This is a genomic window from Segatella copri (assembly GCF_009494395.1).
Lineage (GTDB): Bacteria > Bacteroidota > Bacteroidia > Bacteroidales > Bacteroidaceae > Prevotella.
Genome location: NZ_VZCB01000037.1, coordinates 1 through 21,762, shown reverse-complemented (window position 1 = coordinate 21,762; position 21,762 = coordinate 1). Strand labels below are relative to the sequence as shown.

12 protein-coding genes and 1 pseudogene are annotated in these 21,762 nt (G+C 44.1%); 2 read left to right on the top strand and 11 right to left on the bottom strand.

Features of this window, described 5'->3' with window-relative positions; genetic code table 11:
- The 8 genes from F7D73_RS03920 to F7D73_RS03885 all read right to left on the bottom strand — a co-directional run.
- Positions 1 to 505 (bottom strand): IS110 family transposase (locus F7D73_RS03920; protein WP_153121868.1); only part of this gene is annotated, 505 nt, incomplete at its 3' end.
- A gap of 173 nt (positions 506 to 678) precedes the next feature.
- A complete protein-coding gene (locus tag F7D73_RS03915; RefSeq protein WP_194256841.1) occupies positions 679 to 1,680 on the bottom strand; it encodes a GTP pyrophosphokinase in 1,002 nt (333 codons plus the stop codon).
- On the bottom strand, positions 1,673 to 2,698 hold the full coding sequence (locus F7D73_RS03910) for a nucleoid-associated protein (protein WP_153122375.1): 1,026 nt from the start codon (positions 2,696 to 2,698) through the stop codon (positions 1,673 to 1,675). The genes F7D73_RS03915 and F7D73_RS03910 overlap by 8 nt, the downstream gene beginning before the upstream one ends.
- A 50-nt stretch (positions 2,699 to 2,748) precedes the next feature.
- Positions 2,749 to 3,360 carry an SLATT domain-containing protein gene (locus F7D73_RS03905; protein WP_153122374.1) on the bottom strand — a complete coding sequence of 204 codons (612 nt, stop codon included), beginning with the start codon at positions 3,358 to 3,360 and terminating at the stop codon, positions 2,749 to 2,751.
- A gap of 159 nt (positions 3,361 to 3,519) precedes the next feature.
- Positions 3,520 to 4,911: a reverse transcriptase domain-containing protein gene (locus F7D73_RS03900; RefSeq protein WP_153122373.1), complete on the bottom strand. Its 1,392-nt coding sequence runs from the start codon at positions 4,909 to 4,911 to the stop codon at positions 3,520 to 3,522.
- Positions 4,912 to 5,209: 298 nt separating this feature from the next.
- Positions 5,210 to 5,446 carry a hypothetical protein gene (locus tag F7D73_RS03895; protein WP_153122372.1) on the bottom strand — a complete coding sequence of 79 codons (237 nt, stop codon included), beginning with the start codon at positions 5,444 to 5,446 and terminating at the stop codon, positions 5,210 to 5,212.
- A gap of 136 nt (positions 5,447 to 5,582) precedes the next feature.
- The gene (locus F7D73_RS03890) at positions 5,583 to 6,221 is read right to left on the bottom strand and encodes a hypothetical protein (RefSeq protein WP_153122371.1); all 639 of its coding nucleotides are present in this window, start codon (positions 6,219 to 6,221) and stop codon (positions 5,583 to 5,585) included.
- Between the two features lie 172 nt (positions 6,222 to 6,393).
- Positions 6,394 to 6,855, bottom strand: coding sequence for a DUF6169 family protein (locus F7D73_RS03885; protein ID WP_367383697.1), 462 nt, complete (start codon positions 6,853 to 6,855; stop codon positions 6,394 to 6,396).
- A gap of 788 nt (positions 6,856 to 7,643) precedes the next feature.
- Here F7D73_RS03885 and F7D73_RS03880 point away from each other — a divergent pair.
- Both F7D73_RS03880 and F7D73_RS03875 read left to right on the top strand, forming a co-directional pair.
- Complete coding sequence (locus tag F7D73_RS03880) at positions 7,644 to 10,613, top strand: T9SS type A sorting domain-containing protein (protein WP_153098193.1); 2,970 nt, start codon at positions 7,644 to 7,646, stop codon at positions 10,611 to 10,613.
- 17 nt (positions 10,614 to 10,630) lie between these two features.
- A complete protein-coding gene (locus F7D73_RS03875) occupies positions 10,631 to 19,786 on the top strand; it encodes a SpvB/TcaC N-terminal domain-containing protein (RefSeq protein WP_153098194.1) in 9,156 nt (3,051 codons plus the stop codon).
- A gap of 345 nt (positions 19,787 to 20,131) precedes the next feature.
- Here the strand turns inward: F7D73_RS03875 and F7D73_RS03870 are convergent, their stop codons facing one another.
- The 3 genes and pseudogenes from F7D73_RS03870 to F7D73_RS03860 all read right to left on the bottom strand — a co-directional run.
- On the bottom strand, positions 20,132 to 20,440 hold the full coding sequence (locus F7D73_RS03870) for a hypothetical protein (RefSeq protein ID WP_228117622.1): 309 nt from the start codon (positions 20,438 to 20,440) through the stop codon (positions 20,132 to 20,134).
- Between the two features lie 206 nt (positions 20,441 to 20,646).
- The gene (locus F7D73_RS03865; protein WP_153122370.1) at positions 20,647 to 21,399 is read right to left on the bottom strand and encodes a hypothetical protein; all 753 of its coding nucleotides are present in this window, start codon (positions 21,397 to 21,399) and stop codon (positions 20,647 to 20,649) included.
- 35 nt (positions 21,400 to 21,434) lie between these two features.
- A pseudogene (locus F7D73_RS03860) lies at positions 21,435 to 21,762 on the bottom strand (relaxase/mobilization nuclease domain-containing protein); the annotation flags it as partial.

Sequence of the window (21,762 nt, the reverse complement as noted above, 5' to 3'; positions counted from 1 at the left end):
TATCATGAAGCTGTTGCTTGTAAAGAACAGACTGCTTGGTGTTCTGCTTACGCTCAGCCAGCAGTCTCTTCAACTTGAAATAGACAGGTGAGGGAAGCTTGGAGGGATTGCGAAGAATCTTCTTGTGGTTCTGCTCACAATAGATTGCTATTCTGAAAGCATCCAGTTCATCAGTCTTGATACGGTCTAGAGAGCGCTGGTCATCATCCAAGTCTGGCTCAAAGCGATGCATTTTGCGAGGTTCCACCATACTATAGATATATTCTTTGGATTCCAACCATAATCTAAAGTTTTGGTTATAGAGTCCGGTATATTCCAGACAGAACAAAAAGGTATCAAAGTCTTTTCCTACCTTTGCGACCCAGGAGCCAATCTTTTTGAACCCAGCATCATCATTGCTCACCTTAATATGAGCATTCTTCCAATCGATGGTTTCACCATCATAATAAGCAAGGTCGAGAGTCTTCTTGGAGACATCTACGCCAAAATACAGTTCTTTATCCATATTATTAACATTTTAGAATTTAATGGAATCAAGAAAGAATGTTGGGTAGGCGAAGGACTGAATCGGTGAATAGAGAATATCTAGGATACTTACTAGTACATCTTAACACCCATTAACCAACTTTAGCTTTCGTGATTCCGGGTGCAAAGGTAAAAGAATACTTACAATGAAATTTATGATTTCAAAACCTCATCCGAATATCCTAGCATTTTTACTATATAAGATAAAGATGAATAACCATAAGGCCAATTGTCTCTCGTAAAAGTTTGCCAAGTAACGAAACTATAGGTTGCTAACAGCAATATTGGCTGAGTAAATAAGAAGATGTCTTTTTGATAATCTGAAAAACCTTCCTTTAGCATTTCAGATTTATCTTTAAAAAATTCGGGGAATTCCGTTAAAGCCTGATTGACTTTCATATCATCCAATAACTCTATGAAAACATCCCAAACCTCCCTATCAAACTTCTGCTCATTGTAATTATCATCTAATTCAGCAAACTTTTTGCAGACTAGGACACGAAGAGATATACGATTATCATTCATAGGAACATTCATAGCTAAGATTTTTTCAAACTTACTATCAGACTCTTCAAGAAAAGCCATAGATGCAGCTAACATCCTTAAAGCCTTCTTATCTTGATCCTTGTTTTGCTTATAAAAAAGCGCATGACTCACCTCAGAATATGCATGCTGTAATAATGTACGAACTTGAACTTCACAAGTCAAGACATTTATATCTTTTGAAGATTCATATCCTTCGCATGGCATTAATATAAAATGGTCGGACTGATAAGAAAAGACCTCAGGATGTTTTAGCCTTATTTTCATGGTGTCCTGGGACTTTTCTTTCACAATCCATTTTATTTCATTTTGACTTTCTATAAAATCAGACATTTTCTTGACCGATTGCGGAAACAAGAAAACTAATCTTGTACCAACCTTGTCTGTTATTTCAAGAATTGGATTCTCATATTTTTTATCACGATAAAAAGCCTTTGATTTAAACGAGTTATCGTCCTTAATACGATATTTTGCAGGAATCTGAATGTTTTCAACTAAAGAAGGTTCTATCGTCTGAGCGAAAGCATTCAATTGTTCATCTATAAGACATGCCCATTTCGACAACTCATCTCGTAATGAACGGAACTCCTCCATCACTTCACTTTCATTCATTTGCCTCATCTTCCGCTTCTATCGTTATGATAATCTTATTCGGGTTCTCCATGTCCTTGTCGATTTTTACTCGATTCGTAAAGATCTCCCTATTTCCGACGAGTTTAATTCCATCACAAATATCAACTCGTTTATTTTGAATTACATTACTTATAGCAGCTGTATCTTTCGTAAAAGCATGCGCTAATTCTTTTGCACAAACTTTATTTAGAAAGACATCTCTATCCGCCTCTGGAACAATACGAATTACTGTATCTCGCGGATTAATGACTGAAGTCTCATCTGTCAAGCTACTAAAAAGCAAATCTTCCACATTCGCTTTCGTATCGTAATCACCTTTATAAGTCTTATTGATGCACTTACGCATTTCATCATAAAATAGTTTCGTCAGGACGATGTTGTTTTGCTTGATAGACAATCCTAAGAAATCTTGATAAAAGTACCGTGCCAGTGCTGTTCCACTAGCAAACTGATCATCAAAAAGGGTATAAGAAAAGGACTCTTTCTCTAAGTTTTCCCCCTCTTGAATCATCATAAATGCCTTGTACAACTTTTGGGAAGGACTCAATATTATGTCTTTTAGGGCTTGTGCCTGATGATTGATAACACTCAATGCCATATGAGGTTCTGCCTTGAATACAAAGACTGCAACCTTGCCACGATAAAGGCAATCTAACACCAAGAGGAAACCTCCAGGTATGGCTCCACGATTAGAACTATCTGCTAATATATTGGCTACTGTTTTGCTACTGTCTATGAAAACTTCATCCGACATTGTTCTAAGATTCCTTAAATAAGAGAAAGTGCTTCCATCTGCATCATTTTCTAAAACGAGTTCAAAACTTTTACTATGAAAGCCAAACGAAGTTTGTATTCTATTCTTTAGCAAAGTTTTAATTTCATTATCAAGCGAAAGAAGTTCATCGTTATACTCACAATGAGCATCAACATTCTGTTCTTTGCCTTTTATACGATGCATAATAGCTCTTTCAATAGAAATATGATCTATATATAACATTGGCTTAACTAAATTATTATTTTATATGAAACATTATCACAACCATTCACTTAGATTTTTTCAAGTAACAGCCGACACAAATAGCATCCAATAAGGACAACAGGAAGTAATGCAATTACCCAATAGAGAAAATACATATCCCACACATAATAGCGGAACTTCATCACAAGCCTACCCACAAAATCTTTTTTTTCGTCGAGCATCACGGCTGTATATTCATAATCAAACGAGGTGTGATTAAGATTATATTTATGAAGTATTTCAAAATACTTTGCTTGGAAGTCTTCTGTCTTAGCCTTCATCTCATCACAGGAAACACTTTCTCCATAGCTCAAAATGAGTCTCATATCTCGGTATAACTTATCAAGTTCGTTGCCACAATCATGATAGTTATCCATACGTTTCTCATAACCAAGTGCACTGAACAGTAAAGACATAACCAAGAGAAAAGTGGATAAGATGATAGTAACAATACTTATCAACTCGGATAAGCGTTCCTTATGATTTAGTAGTGCAATCAAACTAATAGCTATAATGGAAGCCGAAAAGAAAGACTCGGCAACTTTAGACGCATCACGATTACGCTTCATTCTGCGATAAGCAGTAAACCGTGCTGTCATTGTCTTATAAACTACATCTGAGAAATCTTTCAAATACTCCATGATGAATTATATTATAATTAAAAAGAAGGAACTCCCCATCAAACACGAACAAAACCAAACATAAGTTGGCAAGCCACTCTTTGCGAGTAGCATCAAATACGTTACAAATACTCCTTGGAGTCTAGTTGCCTTATAAAAAAGTCAACCAAGGAGTTCCTTCTAATATGTCTGTCCAACAGTACGTTGGGCGAACTTTTTCTTAGTTTCTAGATAAATGTAATACATTGTTCTTATGTCATCATCTTGATAATGAAGGTTTTCATTTATTCTACCCCACTTGATTAGTAATCGGCGCATACTATCTACGCTCGTAATATTGTCATAATCCTCCAGATAGCTTGAACCAGAATGGTGCTTTAAGTCCCAATAAACATCAGGTACATGAAATATTTCCTTTCTGAATTCGTCGGATATTCTGTCATCATTCAAAAATTTCCGATGGATGACACTATCCAACGTATAAAGCAAGGCTATATCTGTTAAAGATTGGAAATATGGCAGCCAACCATAAAGATGATTATTACTTTTAAAACCTGCTATCAATTCATTGATACTGTCCTTATAATAAGTTTCAATTTTATCGTTTTCTGAAATAAAAGGTGGACGCAACGAACGATTCTCCTTTTGTGCTTTGTACAATGTAACAAGCCTAGCAATACGGTTAAGATAGGACTGCATATTCTTTTGGCGCACCGAAATCTTATGATAATCTCTTATTAGATAGCCTATATAATCAATATCCGACTTTCCAACTTCGACTAAAGAAGTTTTATTAGACGACAACCTGAGATCTAATTGAAATTTATCCATTTCACTTTCAAACTCATCCTTAAAGAGAGGTGAAAGGTAAGGATCAAGTATCAAAATATCATCAACATATCTTCTATAAAACAAAACAGGGGAGTAATCACTAGAAAAATACTCATCAAAATCCAACATATAGATACCTGCTAGAATATTTGAGATGGCAAGGCCTTGTGGAACTCCTTTATTCCCGGTTTCTTTCAGTTGAGTTGGTATTTGTTCCTTACAAGCTACAGTTGGAGTTGCTATAGCTTGCTCCACCAAAAGAAGCATATTCTTATCCAGACGCTTTTCCAAAATAGACATCAATCGCTTTCTATTGATTTCGTCATAGAAATGCTGAAAGTCTGTCTTAAAGCAATATACTGGCTTGTAAAAATGCTCCACTAGAAAGGAAGAGGCATCTGATATATAACTATTGGGAACCTGATGGTTGACCGCCTCGGGAAACATCTCTTGCAGATAGTCATTCAGCACTCCAAGAACCAATCTATCTCTAATAGATGGAACTGAAAGAACTCGTGGTGGCTTTCCTCTCCCTTTCAGCACCAACTTTTCTTTATAAGGTGAGAATCGGTAAGTTCCCTCCTTACATCGTTGAACGAAAATAGGAAGCTCATCGCCATACTTACTCCAAAAGGCTATAGGAGATAGCCCATCTCGTCCTCCACCTTTCTTGCCTTTTAAATGCTTATTGAAATAGGTAGTAAAATAAGATGGACTGAAAAACTCATCGACAGTTCTCATTTATCAACTTCTAATGTATTGTAAATCACCGTTAGAACGTAACTGCTGATTTTCAGCAGTTAGCACATCCAACATTTTTCCCAAAAAACATATTATTAATTGGTATTGCCAAAGCTACCATTTAGGCAGCCTTGACATTCACCTTTGTAAGCATCCAACCCCTATGACAATACAACTCCATCCCCAGTGTTTACTGGGGATACAGAGTATTTTAAGAAATTGGACTTTTCTGATTTTTAAACAGGTTTAACTAAAAGTGCCTCTGTCATCAAGGCATAATCCCTTCTTCCAGCTACAATCATGTCAAAGAATCCCCTGAAGAAATTCTGTCTTTGTTCTTGCCATGCATCTTACGTCTACTGGCATGCAGTTTTCCTGTAAGCTTGTCAACCTGAGCCTGCAAACCGGCAATTATACGATCAGACTCTTCCTTTTGCTCCTTCTGCTTATTACCCAAGGCAATATTGGCATCCAGAAGTGTCTGGACTGTCTGAACCAATTCCTTAATCTGATCTAGATATTGTTTACGTTCCATATCCAATACGTATATCACCAATACAGCGTCCCCACTATATTACAAGTAGTTACACCTATCAGTTTTTTGATAATTGTTACTAAAGAAAACTTTAAGTACCTCCCCACGCCTTCGGCGCAGGGAGGTGAGCGGTACGTTACTTACTCTTCTTGCTTTTCTTTGTCTTCTTTGAAGGCTTGGCGGTTCCTATCTCGCCCTTTTCCTGCATGTGCTTGAGGAGACCTTCGAAGTCACCATTCTCGAAAAAGACTTTTTCATCTTCGGGAACACCGGTTACTTTAAGTGGTACAAAACCTAGGTTTTCATCATGCACCTGCACATTGCTTTCGACAATGGCTTTGGCTAATGACATACCTAGCTCCTCACCTAAAGGTAGGAAAGAGCCACGCTCGGCAGGAGACTCATGGTCTTCTATCGGATCGCATGGAGCATAACCGATTCGCTCGTCTGGACTCATGATGTAACACTCTACATGGTTGCCGTCCCATATTGGGGTGTCGAGGTTCCAAGAGAAGTTGTAGGTTACTCCTTCTGGAGTTCGGACTTTCTTTTCTTTGGTGAAACCTGAATAAAGACGAACTCGGTTTCCCTTGCGAAGATTCGTATCGGGAAACTCATAGAGGCGGGCCTGGCTATAAATTGGGAAGCCTTCCGCATTGTAGAGATAACGTACGAGCATGAGTCCTTCGAGGTCGCAACGTGCCGCTGCTTCCAATTCGACGTACTCATCCTGTTGGCCTCTGTTGTAAAGACCAGTGATTCTTAAATTAATCATAACTTGATTGAGTATTATAAGTAGAAGCAGTACGATTGTTGGATTGTAAAGCGACAATCGTAAAACGCTTATTTTTCTTTACTTAAGATGGGCGGGTACCCCGCCGTAGTATTGTTCCCCATTGCAGTATCGCTCTGCGCTTGTCGCCACTCGAATGGGGAATATTGTTTTATTAACCTATACCTGGTTTATGGCTAAACATTTCTATCGTTTCTCCAAATTCTGCCAAAACTTTACCAAGATTAGGATTGTCATTTCTGATGATTACAGAAGCAACATTGTCTATTCCATACTCATCTAACAAAGTAGATGTCACCATTGTAAATCGATTACGATACTTATATGTACCGAACCAATTCTTGAACAACCTTCCTCTCATCAATTGCTTGCCGTCACTTGTAGAGCATAAAAACAACATCGTCGCCTTATTGGCATTGAAGAATTCCTCTACAATTGCTATGACTGTAGCTTTAACCTTTTTATCACGAGGTGATTTCACACCGTTGAGATTACCTATGATAAATTCGTAGGACTCATCGGATCGAATCAAATCATCAGGCATAAAGCCGATTGAAAACTCAGCTCCTGAATCTGCGATAAAAGTATATGCACCTTCTTGCGTATCTTCTTTCACTGCATATGGTGCACAACGATTAATCTTGACTAACTCGCTCTAAATTGGACTTTGATTGAATATCAAGAAGTTGGGCGTTTGCCTATATAATATAGGTAACAATATGGAAACGAGCGGACTTCTGCTCGTTTCTGTATTTTGCAATATGCAAAGAACGCCTCAATTCGGGGACAAAGATACGATATTTTTCTTAATATCCCATAATTTGCAAGAAGAGAAATATGGAAATTAGGACTTTTTTACATAAAATCTCAAACTTGTGAACATAACCCCATCATAAAAATGAATAGCAAGTATTCCTGCTGAGTTTATCAAATCATGGCCCTTGTTGTTGATGACGACTCTACCATCAGCTCATATATACCTTTCCGACACAAGCATATAGTGTTTTCATTTGTACCCCGAGTGTGTACAGTTCCAAAACATGATTTACATTCTTATACAAGAAAGTGAAGCCGTGACCATTTGTGTATTTTTGCCAAACTAACTCCAGTACATACAACAGATGTAAAAGATTTCTGCAAAATTGACCGAAATCATAAGAAAAAAACACCAAATCAGCAAATTTCTTAAAGATAATATCCGTTTATTAAGATTATTTTTGTATATTTGCAGCATTATTTTGGTGGTAAAGCCTGTTGGCCTGCCACGTGACAATAGGACTTTACGGAGCAAGCCTATATCACAATTCTTCTCCGTAGTAACAGTCCGTTCTCTCTCACTGGTCTCTCCCTGCGCGGCAGAGGCATACGTTTCTATATTTTTCAAACACTCCAAATTGACAGCGCATGAGAAAGTTTACTTCTTTGTTACTGTTAGGCTTCGCTCTCGGCAGTTTCGCGCAAACGCCCGGAGGAGTCAGCGGAAGCGAACTGTGGTTCAAGACTGCGCCTTTGAACTCAGACCTGCAAGGTTATTACCGTTGGCAGGATTTCTCTGGGGATTCCATACGGCTGATGCTATTGGACAGCCGTGGCGTCAAGTCTGAACTTACTCTTCCGAACAGTTCAGTCCATTACTTCAACTTCAATCCGAGTCTCTGGCTCGCAGACGGATTTCGTAGTCTGAGTGCCAAACTCAAACACGGCAACCTCTCGCAGGCTACCGTCATCGGTGTCTTTGCACCGGAACTGGCAACCATCGGCAAGGATATGGTTGTCTATGCTCTTGACGGCCGCAAGGGCGACGGAGCCATTCTGAGCAAGGACAAAGCCGTAAGGGGTAGAGGTGTTGAACCACTGGACTATGGTTCAGCATCGGGTGAAGACCTGCTTTATCAATCAAGTGATTCTTTGTCCGAGAACGGTTTTAAGGAAAGCGCTCTGCGCGTTGTGTCCTACTTCAAGGTAAGCAATCCTTCAACAACATTGTGGGGAGACAACTCCAACACCACATTATTCATTGGAACCCCTTCCACCTCTGGCAGCTTCGGTACGGATTTCCCGACCTCGCTATTCGGTAATGCTTCCATCCGGGGATATGCCCCTGAGCTTATTGTTTTCAGCAGGATGCTTACACCCGATGAGCGCAGAAAAGTGGAGAGCTATCTGGCGGTAAAGTACGGCATCACCCTCAAAGGCTCGTATCTTGACAGCGACGGAAACCTGACTTGGGATATGGCGGAGAACCAAGCCTACCACCATAGGGTCACAGCTGTTGGAACCGACACGGCAGGAAGTCTCTCCCAACCGCTTTCCGCAACATCATATGAGGAAAGTCCGGTGTATGCGGCCTTGAAGGAGAACGGAACTTATCATGACGCAAATCCATACAACCCTTCATCCGCTTCCCGTCTGCTTGTCATGGGACGTGAAAACGGCAATCCGATGCCGGACAGAGGCTTTACTTTCTGGGGCGACGATAATGTGGCACTTGCAACATATACATCACCTACAGATTCCCTGTGGCATGTCATGAAACGTACATGGATGGTCAAGACCAACGTGCCGTCAAAGCCCGACAGTACAGTGGCAAGATGGACTGCGCAAGGATTTGAAGTGTCAAGGAATGGCTTTACAGACAATATCATCCAAGAGAAAGCCGCTTCCGGAGCTTATGCCACGACCCCAGCCCTTGTTGGAGGTGGCGGTGCTTTTGAGTTCACCTGTCCGACAAGTCACCCGACTTTTGACGTTGGCTTCGGAAGCATCGGTGGCAGCACATGCAAGTATGGATTCCGGTTCACCAATGCTGGAGTTGTTTATCCGATCATCAACGGAGCGGTCTCAAATTCATACATCGCCACGGATGTTGACGGAACGGACATCTCTATCCGCAAGGAAGGCAAAAACATCTATCTGCGTGTTGACGGAACAGGAAGTGCGACAAGAACCATATCCCTTTCGGATGCAACTGACACAGACACAAATGTGGGCATTATCCGAACGGAAGGAGCAGAGTCCGCCTTGAACATGGCAGGCTTGAGGACAGGAGGAATAGATGATGTCGGTTATATGGCAGAGCTGAGCTATGACCTCACGCCGGACAGGGAGTTCTCGGACTATTGCCGCAAGCGTACCGTCATGCTTATAGACCCAAGCGGTGAAGGTGATTTCGACATCAACAGCAATAGCAACATAAGATGCTCCAAGCCTGATATGACGAGGGGCAAGACCATATTCCGCAATATCCTATGGGATGCAGACGGAAGCGGAAGCGATGTGTTCACATTCGCCTATTATGACGGCATTTCCTATGATGCCACTCCTACGCCGTCAAGTTGCGAGAATGGAGTTCCACGCAATGACGGGTATATCGACATCGGCATCAACATCGGTACACCAGTCTATTCCTATGTGCTCAGCGTTGATACCGTTGCAGGAAAAGTAAAAGGAGAAACCATTGCCAGAGGAACATTCTTCGGTGACACGCATAGAATCACGAATCTTGCCCCCGGCGCCTATGCGCTGTCCGTATCACAAGGTGGAGGCAACGAGATTTATGCCACTGGCAACGCACTCTACACCTCATACTCGCATGACACCAGGACCTATCTGTCTGGCGACATCTCATGGACGGTGAACGATACAAAATCAAACTACCGTGTGGGATTGGAGCCAAGCCTCACGGACGAGATCACCCAATATGGCTTCGACGTGCGGGGCGACAAGGCGCATATCATAACCGGTGGATATACAAGCCTAACCAAATATGTCACCATCAAGCCGGGCGATGTGCTCAGTGTTACAGTCCGCAATATGCAGGTCACATACAAGTTGAACGGACAGACCGTGCATCATGAATATGTCTGGTCACTTCGTGCATGGCGGTTCTGCATCAAGTACGGAAAGGGCGAGACACATATCACAGACCTTACCGTAAACGGTACGCCTGTAACCTCATTCACCACAAGGGGCAACGTGCAGATAGAAACACCCAAGAAGTGTACGACAACGATGACCGTCTATGTCGGCAGCGAGTGTGATGCAAGTATGCCTAACGGAACACAGGCAAGGGAGAGCCATGTGGGCAGCTCGGACAGACAGGCTGACAACTCCTTCATTTCTGGAGAAGACGAGAATTTCACTGTCAATGGCAACGGTTCTACGACAGGCATCTACGAGGCTAAACTCACACAGGACAAGCCTTCTGCAGCCACATTGATGGTGTTTGACGTATCAGGCAAACTGGTAGTGTCACGCCAAATGACAGGCGAAAGCGTCAAGCAAGCCGACTTCAAGGTTCCCGCATCGGGTGTGTATGTCGTGAAGGCAATCTCCGAGAATGGGGAGCATACAAGGAAAATCTCAGTAAAGTAACTTAAAGGAAGATACGCATGAAGAATTATATACAGAAGGTGGCGTGGGCATTGGTTTTACTGCTTGCCGCCACACTGTCCCTTTCGGCAAAGGACGGGACAGCCGTGAGAAAACTCTTCAAGAAGGGTGTCTCTGACAGTATCTCCGTAGGAGGTAGCAAACTGGTCGTTCTTCAGAAAGACCTCATTCGGAACAGAAGCCTTTCCGTGAACTCTATCGGAGAGGAGAATGTTCCTGAGCTTGACTTTGCCATGACCAACGTCACGGCAGGAGGACATGGCTACCGTTTTCTCCCTCACGGAACACACTTCACAGGCGAGGGCGCGACTGTCAAGATAAAGTATGACCGCACGAGAATACCAAGCGGCTATACCGAGGACGACATCCGTACCTATTACTACGACCCGGCCGAGAAGCATTGGGTTGCGTTGGAGCGTGTGCGTGTGGACAAGAAGGAAGAGTGTGTCGTTTCCAAGACGACCCACTTCACCGACATGATCAACGGCGTGATACAGGCCCCGGAGTCACCGCAGACCGAAGGCTTTGCCCCGACGATGATGAACGACATCAAGGCGGCAGACCCGACGGCGAAACTCAATGTCATTGCGCCTCCAAGCGCAAACAACCGTGGCTCTGCCAACTTGCAGTATCCGTTCGAGATGCCGCCAGCACGAAACGGCATGCAGCCAAGCCTTGGCTTGCAGTACAGCAGCGAGGGCGGTAGCGGTTGGCTTGGCGAGGGCTGGAACGTCAGCGTGCCAAGCATTACGCTTGACACCCGGTGGGGCGTGCCTCGTTATGACCTGTCAAAAGAGACGGAGACTTATCTTTTGTCCGGTTCAATGCTCTCCACTATGGACGACAACGGACAGATGGGAGTCGCACACCGTGGCGAGAAGATGAACAGAAAGGCTGACCGCCAGTTCTACACCCGCCAAGGCGGTGATTTCAGCCGTATCATCCGCAAGGGTGACAGTCCTGCCAACTATTATTGGGAGGTTACAGACAAGCAGGGTGTCAAGTACATCTATGGCGGTGACGGAGCTGTTGTAAAGGGCAATGTCACCGATGCTTCGGGCAATACCCGTGAGGTGATTGCCGAATGGAAGCTGAAACGTGTCGAGGAACTCCACGGTGACTATATAGAATATGTGTATGACATCGTGGATGAGGATGTGCGTGGCGGCTTGAAGGCCAAGGCTGCATATCTGAAGGAGGTTCACGCAGGTAATGCAGGACAGGAACCGCACACCGTTGTACTCTTTGATGGCAACAAGGTAAAGCAGGTTAAGACCAACAATGCCCGCTATGGATTCCTCGCCTCCTCCAACAAGCTGCTGGAGAAAGTGACCGTGAATTTCCAGGGCGAGACATTGCGCAGCTATGCCTTTGACTACAAGGAAGGTGCATTCCACAAGGAAATGCTCACAGGTGTCAGACAGTACGACAACACAGGAAAGGAAGTGGCTTTCCAGAACTTCGACTATTATGATGATGTGCAGGCTGAAAAGGGATATGTTCCGTTCAAGGACGATTCCGAGAAATGGAACACGCACGATGACGGACTTGATGCTGGTTTCGTCAATCCATTGAAGACTGTCAGCAAGCGTTTCAGCGACAAGCCAACTGCACTTGGCGGAACTACAAGTTCTTCTGTAAGCGGTTCGTTCTATGCAGGTGTGGGTGTCGTGGACGGAAGTCCTTGGAAAAGCAATACCGTGGGTGGCTCTTACAGCTATTCAAGCGACACGAGCAAGGGACTTTCCGCACTCGTTGACTTGAACGGTGACGGACTTCCTGACAAGGTGTACAAGTCCGGTGGTTCTGTTTATTATCGTCCACAGATTAAGACAGACAACGGAGAAGTCGTATATGGTGAGCCTATCAAGGTAAAGGGCATCAGTAACTTCTCGACAACCAAAAGTTCTACCAACACTTTCGGTGCGAATACCGTTGTCGGTTGGGATGTCCTGACTGCCGTTGTCGGAACGGACAAGTCAACCACTAAGACCAAGACCACTCAGTATTTCAGCGACATCAACGGTGACGGACTTGTTGACCTCGTTTCCAATGGCAAGGTCTATTTCAACCACTTGGAGTTTGACGGATCTGGCAATGCCGTGCCTACGTTTACATTGAGCAGTGCCGACACGCCAAGCCCAATCATCTATGGTGGCAAGGTTGACACTTCTGTCATGGAGATCAGTAAGGATGAGCAGGCGGAAGCCATCAAGAACTCACCGATGGAGGACATAGTGCGTGTATGGCAGGCTCCAAAGGACGGAACTGTCAGCGTAACTGGTCAAGTTAGCCTCATTGCACCAACAGATGACTATGATGCTGACGAGTATCAGAAGGCAGACGGCGTAAGAATTGCCATCCAAAAGGGAGGCAATGAACTTTGGAACAAGACGATAGCCAAGGGTGACAACAGTCCATACAGCGCAGCCGTATCATCTGTTGCCGTCAAGCGTGGTGATAGAATCTATTTCCGTGTCCAGTCTGGCTCTGAGGAAACAAGCAACGGCTCATTTGATAAGGTGAATTGGTCACCTACCATTACTTACGCTGGCGAGTCAAATATATTGCCTAACGGGCTTTCTTCAACAGAGTACAAGCCAGAGGATGGTGCCATCTACGATGTGAACACCTCCGCTAATGTGGAGAATGGTTCAAGCGTGGAAGTTCGCAGTGCCTTCCACAAGCCTGTAACAACCGACGATGTTGTTCTCAGCATCATCGGCAGCAATGAAAAGAAAGACAGTGACGGGAACGACAACCCGAACTATATCGAGAAGACAGTCTTTGCTCGTACACTGAAGGCTAATGAGACTTTCAATGGCGATTCACTCAACATCAGTCTGGAGAATACAGAAAAACTGACCAATTTCAGCTTTGAGATTTCATCCACCTCAAATGTTGATTGGAAGAATATAGGTTGGCAAGCGTCCGTAACTTACAAGGATTCTGCCAATGTTGAGCATACCATGGCAGTTCCTGCACATTACAAGACTTTCGCAAAAGCCTTGGCAGAGGGCAAGCCATACTTGACCACTGCGACTGATACCGTTCTGGTTGTGTCGCCAGTGCTTACCCTTTCTGACAATTCCATCAACGGTCAGGTTACTTTGACCGCCAAGACAGAGGATGCACTCATCGGCAAGAAGTCTTTCAATATCGAGAATGGCATCTTGAAAGCCGATACTCTGCGATTTGCAACTACTGCAGGAAAGAACATCTGGTTTGAATACAGCTATCCGGCAGCAATCTCTAATGAAACTGTTACTTCAGCCTCTGTTTCCATTCTGAAAGATGCGGCAGGTCTCGTAACAGAGAATGTGCTTGCAGGATTCTATGCAGAGAATGACAATCTTGGCTTCGGTATGCTTTACCGTGGCTGGGGAGGTTTTGTCTATAACTCGGCAGAGGGCAGATATGCAAAGCCTATTGACGAGTCCTTGCTGAAATTGCCTGAAAACGAGAACGACAAGGTTGACCCTCTCACGATGGCATTCACTCCATTGGGTACAGACCAGACTTCTATGGACAAGTGGGTCGGTCAGCGACAGGACATCTATCTTACTGCAACCGAGGCAAGCACAGCCCGACTGACCGAGCAGGATGTTCTTCTCTCCAATCCGTTGGAGAACGATACCGAGGTAGCAGGACTTGCAGGTGAGTATTTGCAAGGTACTGGTGCTGCGGCAGTAAGCCAAGTGATGTCCAGCAAGAGCACGGTAGTGCAAGGCGGTGCGCTTGGTATCACACACAACGATGCGAGCGGTAGTGCCAAGACAGAGGTCACCATGATGGACATGAATGGTGATGGTTTCCCGGACATCATCGCTGGTGGTACGATTCAATACACCAACTCTCTTGGTGGACTGAGCGGCGAAATCTATAAGGGCATCGGCTCCAGCAACTCCGACAATGCTTCACAGGCATGGGGATATGGCGGTAACCCTGTGGCTTCAGCGTCAAGCATCACAAATCTAATCTCCAAGGGCAAGGCAACCATACTGAACCAGCAGACTGCATGGCTGGCTCAATTCTCCATTTCTGGCAGTGCGCCAAAGAATACGGATGAGGCAGTTGAATCTTTCATTGACATCAATGGCGATGGACTTCCCGACAAGATTCTTTCAGACAAGAAAGTAAAACTGAACCTTGGCTATGCCTTCACTGAGCCTGTTGACTGGGTGCTGGACCGCATCCAAGGCGGTAAGTCTCTTTCCTATAATTTTGGTGCAGGTGCAGGGGAAGATTTTGGTTGGGGAACTACCCAAAATAAGAGCACAAAGCAGTCGATAAACAAGGCCTCCGGCAGTTTCTCAGCAGGCTTTGGCATCGTAACCTCTGAAAGTGAGGAGGAATACAATCTTATCGACATCAACTCCGATGGCCTTCCAGACAAGGTATGGAAGAGCGACCATGGTATCATTGTTGCCCTCAACACTGGTAACGGCTTTGACGAGCCTATCAGTTGGAAGGGTGTGAGTGCGCTCAGCGAATCGGCATCTACCTCAGAATCTGCAAATGCAGCGTTCACCCTGACCATCAACATACCTGTCATAAGCATCAAGATTTCAACCAACCCTGGTGCTTCTACCTCTCATAGCATCAACCGCCCTACATATTCTTTGCAGGATGTGGACGGTGACGGCTATCTTGACATCGTTGAGTCTGAGAAGGAAAGCGAGTTAAAGGTTACACGCTCTGCCATTGGCAGGACAAACATGTTGAAGTCTGTCACCAACTCCTTGGGCGGCACTTTCACACTCGACTATGCGCATACCACTCCTACCTACGGACTTCCTGGTGGCAAGTGGGTAATGTCTGCCCTTACCGTTGATGATGGTATCCATGACGATGGACCTGTAATGACTACCGCCTTTGAGTACAAGGACGGCAAGCGTGACCGCCATGAGCGTGAGTTCCTCGGTTTCGGTGAGGTTATCACCAAGAACCTCGACACGGAGAATGGCAATTCTGTTTACAGACAGGCTGTTGAGAACTACGATGTAGCCAACTACTACACGCAGGGCAATGTTACCGCCACATCCGTAGAGGATGCCAACGGCAACAAGTACACCGAGACAAAGAACCGTTACGACAGCTACTATCTGACTGCCGACGGTGACAAGTACACGTTCGCAAAGCGTGACGTGAACCTTTGGAGTGACCGTGCCTCTGCATTCGTACCTCTCCGCTATACGGCAAATTTGCAGTATGAGGGAGCGGCAAACGGTGTGGTTACATCCGAGGCTTGGAACGAGTATTATCTTAATGGCTATCATGGTGAGTTGAAGTCTTACAAGTACAGCGACAAGGGCAGTCTTGGCGAGGACGGAAACGGCAAGTTCGATTATGCGACTGCTATCAAATATACGGACAATGCAAGCAAGCACATCCTCGGGCTTCCTGTTGATGTGACTGTTACAGGCGGTGACGGCTCACTCTATCACCATGTGACAGCGAAGTATAACACCAACTACGCCAACCACATCACGCAGATTATACAGCAGTTGAATGATGGTGAGGCAGTGACTGATTACAAGTACGACTCTTACGGCAACATCATCCAGAAGACTCTCCCTGCCAACGGCAAGGGACAGCGTATGTGGTACAAGTACCGCTATGAGCCTGAGATGAACATGTATGTTGAGCGCATTGACGATGCGTGGGGTTACCGCAGCGAGCAAGGCAACTTCGACTATCGTTATGGTATAGCCAAGGAGCATCGTGACCTCAACAACTTCTACTATGAGACTGATGTTGACGACCTCGGTCGCATTACTGGCGTGCGTGGTCCAAATGAGTTGGCTACGGGCGTGCCTTATGCCATCGCCTTTGAATATCAGCCTTTGGCTACATTCAATGAGAGTGGCATTACCGCACCTGCTTACGCAGTGACCAAGCACTACGACATCCAGCACCCTAACGATGACTTGGAGACCGTTACGTTCGTTGACGGCTTCGGAAGAGCCGTGCAGGTGAAGAAGGACGGTGTTGTGACAAGTGCATCCAAGGGAAGCTCTGCCAAGGACGAGAACGTGATGATTGTCAGCGGCAGAAACGTATATGACGCTTTTGGACGTGTGGCAAAGGCATTCTATCCTACAACGGAAGGAACAGGCTCGAAGTCCACATTCAACAAGTCATTTGACAATGTATCTCCTACCGTCACAGTCTATGATGTGCTCGACCGTGCTACCTCAGTGGCATTGCCGGACAACTCTACGACAACTACGGCATATACAGTTGACAATAGCAGTCATACTCTCGTTACAACCGTAACGGATGCGCTTCATAATGTGCAGGCAACACATACCAACGGCAGTGGCAAGACGGTGAAGACCATTCAGAAGAGTGGTCCTGACGGTGAGATTACCACTTCGTTTGAGTATGACGGCATACAGCGCCTTGTTCGTGTCACCGACACGGAGGGCAATGTAACGACCTCTACTTACGACATGGGTGACCGCCGTACAGAGGTGAACCATCCTGCAAGCGGCATTACAAGTTTCACTTATGATGCTCTCGGCAATGTGCTTACAAAGCAGACTGCCAACCTTGCGAAGGAAGGCAAGTTCATCACCTACGATTACGACTATCAGCGTCTGACGGGTATCAACTATCCTGACCACCCGGAGAATAACGTGAAGTATTACTATGGTGGTCGCAACGCTTCACAGAACCGTATCGGCAGATTGATGCTCCGTGAGGACGGAACGGGTGCCATTGAGTATTTCTATGGCAAGATGGGCGAGGTGACCAAGACCCGCCGCACGATGATTGTGCCTAACCAGGCGATAGCAACTTATGTGACGCAATGGACTTATGACAGCCACAACCGCCTGTTGGAGATGATTTATCCTGATGAGGAGAAAATAAACTATTCTTACAATCTCGGTGGTCAGCTTGAAAAGGTTCATGGCTACAAGTCATACGGCTACGACTATGTGAGCAAGATCGGCTATGACAAGTTCGAGCAGCGCACATACTTGAAATATTGCAACGGTGCGGAGACTTTCTACACCTATGATCCTCAGCGCCGCAGATTGCAGAACCTCACCGTGAACAGTGGTGGCAACACCATTATGGATAACGCTTACACTTACGATGCGGTGAGCAATGTGCTCAGTGTGGTTAACGGTGCGTCAGTTCCACAGAGTGGAAAGGCTGGCGGACAGATGGCTCATGCCTATACATACGATGCCCTCTACCGTCTTGTCAGTGCAACTGGTACATATACAGGTGCGGACAACAAGACGGCAAGCTACACCCTTGCAATGGGTTACGACAACATGCATCGCATCACATCGAAGCGTCAGATTCTCACGCAGAACAATGTGCAGTTCAACGGCACATTGAATGCAGGTTATGATTTGTCGTACACTTATGGAACTGACACAGGCAAGAAATTCCAGCTTGCCAATGCGAAGGATGTGAATTATCGCACGGAAGAGACACCTTCAGAAAGCGAGAATGTGAACAACAATCATGCCTATGAGTATGATGCCAACGGTAATCTTGTTTATGTCAACACAAGCCGTACAAAGAAGGATGGCATGGCTGACGAGAAGACCACGGAACGCAAACTCAAATGGGATGAGGAGAACCGTCTCCTTGCTTCTGATGATAACGGCTTTGTGACCAACTATTGGTATGATGCTGACGGTGAGCGTACGGTGAAGACATCAGGCGAGAGTGACCAGGTGTATGTAAACTCCGAGTTTGCTGGAGGTCGCACGAACACTGCCAAGTTCTCATTGTATGTATCTCCTTACCTCATTGCCAACCAAGGCGGACGCTATACCAAGCACATCTATATTGGTAGTCAGCGTGTAGTTTCCAAGATTGGTGACTTCGACTCTTACGGCTCAGATCCACGCCGCATCCAGTATGCAGGTAGTGAGACTGATGGACTTTCTGTTGACTATAAGCAAAAATATGTCCAGCAGTTGCAGGTTATCAAGGATAATTATGCAACCTTTGCAGTGCCGTACAATGGCGAGGACAACAACGACTATGTCGATGGCAAGGGTTTCTGCTGCAAAGACGGCAGCTTGGAGGCTGCTCAGACACGAGCTTTAGCGAGAGCTGCAAAGAATAACTTCCAAGAAGGCGATACATACGAGAAGATGCAGTTCTACTACCACCCTGACCATTTGGGTAGCAGTAGTTACATTACCAACCTTGAAGGCGAGGTGGTACAGCATATCGAGTATGTTCCTTTTGGTGAAGTGTTCGTTGAGGAGCGCAATAACATTTGGAATACGCCTTATCTTTTCAATGCGAAGGAATTCGACGAGGAGACGGGATTGTATTACTATGGGGCAAGGTATTATGACCCAAGGATTAGTTTGTGGATTAGTACTGATAATTCAGAAGAAAAGTATGCAGAATTTTCTTCTTATTGCTATGTTGGGAATAATCCTATTATTTTAAATGACCCAAATGGTAACGATTGGCTTAGAACAGATAAAAAATATTTCTATGATCCTTCAGTTACAAGTCAAGAAGATGCAACTAATAAGTATGGAAAAGAAACCAAATACTTATTTGCAGCGGGAACTCTATTTGCAAAGAGTGGAGCATATTCTTATGATTTGGAAGTTGGAGGTCATGTAAAAGATAGTTACACAGGCGAATACATTGCAGGACAATTCACAACTCCAGCAGGAAGCACTGTCATTAATAATAATCAGTATCTGTCTTCTCGTGAATTATCTTTTTGGGAGAAAATGTCAGCATCTGATAATTTCTTCGTCCAATTAGCCTATGGTACTTTGAATGATTGGTATGTTTGTTTCCAAGCTTTTGACTTTGGATTGTTAGAAAGGGAAGAATGGAAAAATCCTTTTACAGGTGCTAATTTTGGCAATTTGGATGGAACGCCAAATTACAACCAAATAGATGCTATTCCTGGGGTAATTTCAGATTTCATACCATTCTCGAAAGCCGAAAAAGGGTTAAGCGTCCTAAAAAAAATGAATGCTGCACAGTTTTCCAAAACATTTAAGGGGACATTAAGTAGGCTTAAACCATCCACACGAGGAACTATAAATAGAGGAATTAATTCCGGAATTGATGAAATTAATAGTACTGTCGGTTCGGGAGAGGTCATGTTTGATGCTATAGACTTTTTGAAACCAGAAGATAAAGAATAAAAGTATGAAAGAATTATTGTTGAGAAATCTTTTGATACTATATCTTGGCGTTTCTTTGAGATTTTTGTTTTATAAAATAATCAAAAGGCGTGATGTGGATTTTCAGAGATTATTACATGGCATAAAATGTCCTAAGAATAAAAATGATGAAATTTTCAATTATAAAAATGATTTCACGAATCGATTATATGCTATCATATTTATAATTTCAATCGTAATCATAATAGGTCTCATACAAAAATATAAAAACTAAAAGCAATCAAATTGTTATTTTAGTGTAGACTTCAAAAATCGGGTAGGAGGTAAATGCTAATTATAAAAGGCATTTGCCTCCTATTTTCACATTTACCGACCTCCCACACCACCGTATGCGGAACCGCACTTTTCCTGTTCGTTCTGCTTTTCTTTGAATATCCGTGCCAACAAATAGGTGCCATAAGCATTTAACGTGAGTTTTGTTTCTACATTTGACGGTAATACACCGCAATATGTTCCTGCAATGGAATCCAAGTCAACACTGTTTTCTAAGACTGCCGTATATTCTTCGACTTTAACAGGATCAATATCGGCATCATTTTGTTTCGTTTCACATAAGATATAAGATGCAACAAGTGAGATACCCAAAACTGCTATAACTATCAATTTCCTCTTCATAGCTACCATAAAAGAAAAAGTGTCCGCAATGTCAAGCAAGTGGCATCACGGACACGAATGAACAGTTGAGAGTTAATGAAAAGTCAGTATTCTGCTATGTTGCTGATGCATGGACAAGTTCTTGCACTATCAAACACGATACGGAGACCGTTCGTCTTTACTTTATCGAAGCGAAGGATGCGCTTGTAGCCGATGACCGTTGTCTATTATTTCTTATTAATTTTCTTTTTAATTTCATTCGCCTCTTTAAATAGGCTATTAGCCATGCTATCTTTAATTGCTGCCATCTGTATCATTTCGTTATGGTAGCGAATTGAGTCCTCATAAATATTTACACGAGTTCTCACATTCTCAATAACTTCATTATTAGGGCATACAGAGAAGTTCTTTTCGATGTATCGAACATTTGGGTCGTCAGATGGAAGAACCATCTTCAATGCCCGATACTTCAAGTCTGCCTCCTCCCAATCTTGGTGCTCTCGCCATTGGGTGAAATTGCCCCAAATAGAGAAGATAAGGGATAGAGCCAAGCCCCCGATGAAAAGAAGAACATACTTTGAAGTTGGTTCTAAGCGGTGGGTGACAACCTTCTTTTGAGGTGTGTAACCTATTGCGTGAAGTTTGTCCTGCACAATTTTTGATGTGGCATTCAGCTCTTGTTTCACCTGATTAACAGTATCAAACAAGAGTTTACTTCGCTGTTCATCTTTGCTTGCTTCTTTTTTGGTAAGGTCGGTAAAAATGCAGATAGCTTCTCTTAATCTTACCAATTTGTCAATAGCTTCCCCTTCTTTTACAGCCATAGCAAGAATAGCTTTTTCAAGTTTGCTAGTATCAACACTTACAGAGGCCGGAGTGCTTTCCGCCTCTGTATTCTTTGGTGAGGCAGAAAGTTCATCGACTTTTTGCTCCAATCTCTCAACTGTGCCGTAGATGGCTTCCAATAGTTCTTCTTTCATATTTCTTTTGTTGTTTGAATGGTTTGTAACTTGCATCAAAGGCTAAAGCCTCTTCTGCGTTTCTTCTTTTTCTTCTTGGATGATTCGTCCTCTGGGAAAGGCTCAAAGAGCTGAGCGTTGGCAGAAGCAAAAAGTCCAATGGAAGAAATACCGTCCCAAGGGTCTTGACTGCTCTCCGATATGGATGGCTCCTGGTTGTTCTTGTGATTGCCTTGCTCGTATTGCTGAGCAAATTTGGCTCTTGCTGATAAAAGGTTCTCCGTTCCCTCTAATCTCGCATTCAGTTTGCCAAAGCTATAGTCTCGGCTAATCTGCGTACCCTTGAAGCTATATCCATCCTTGCAGAAACGGATGCCTTGAACC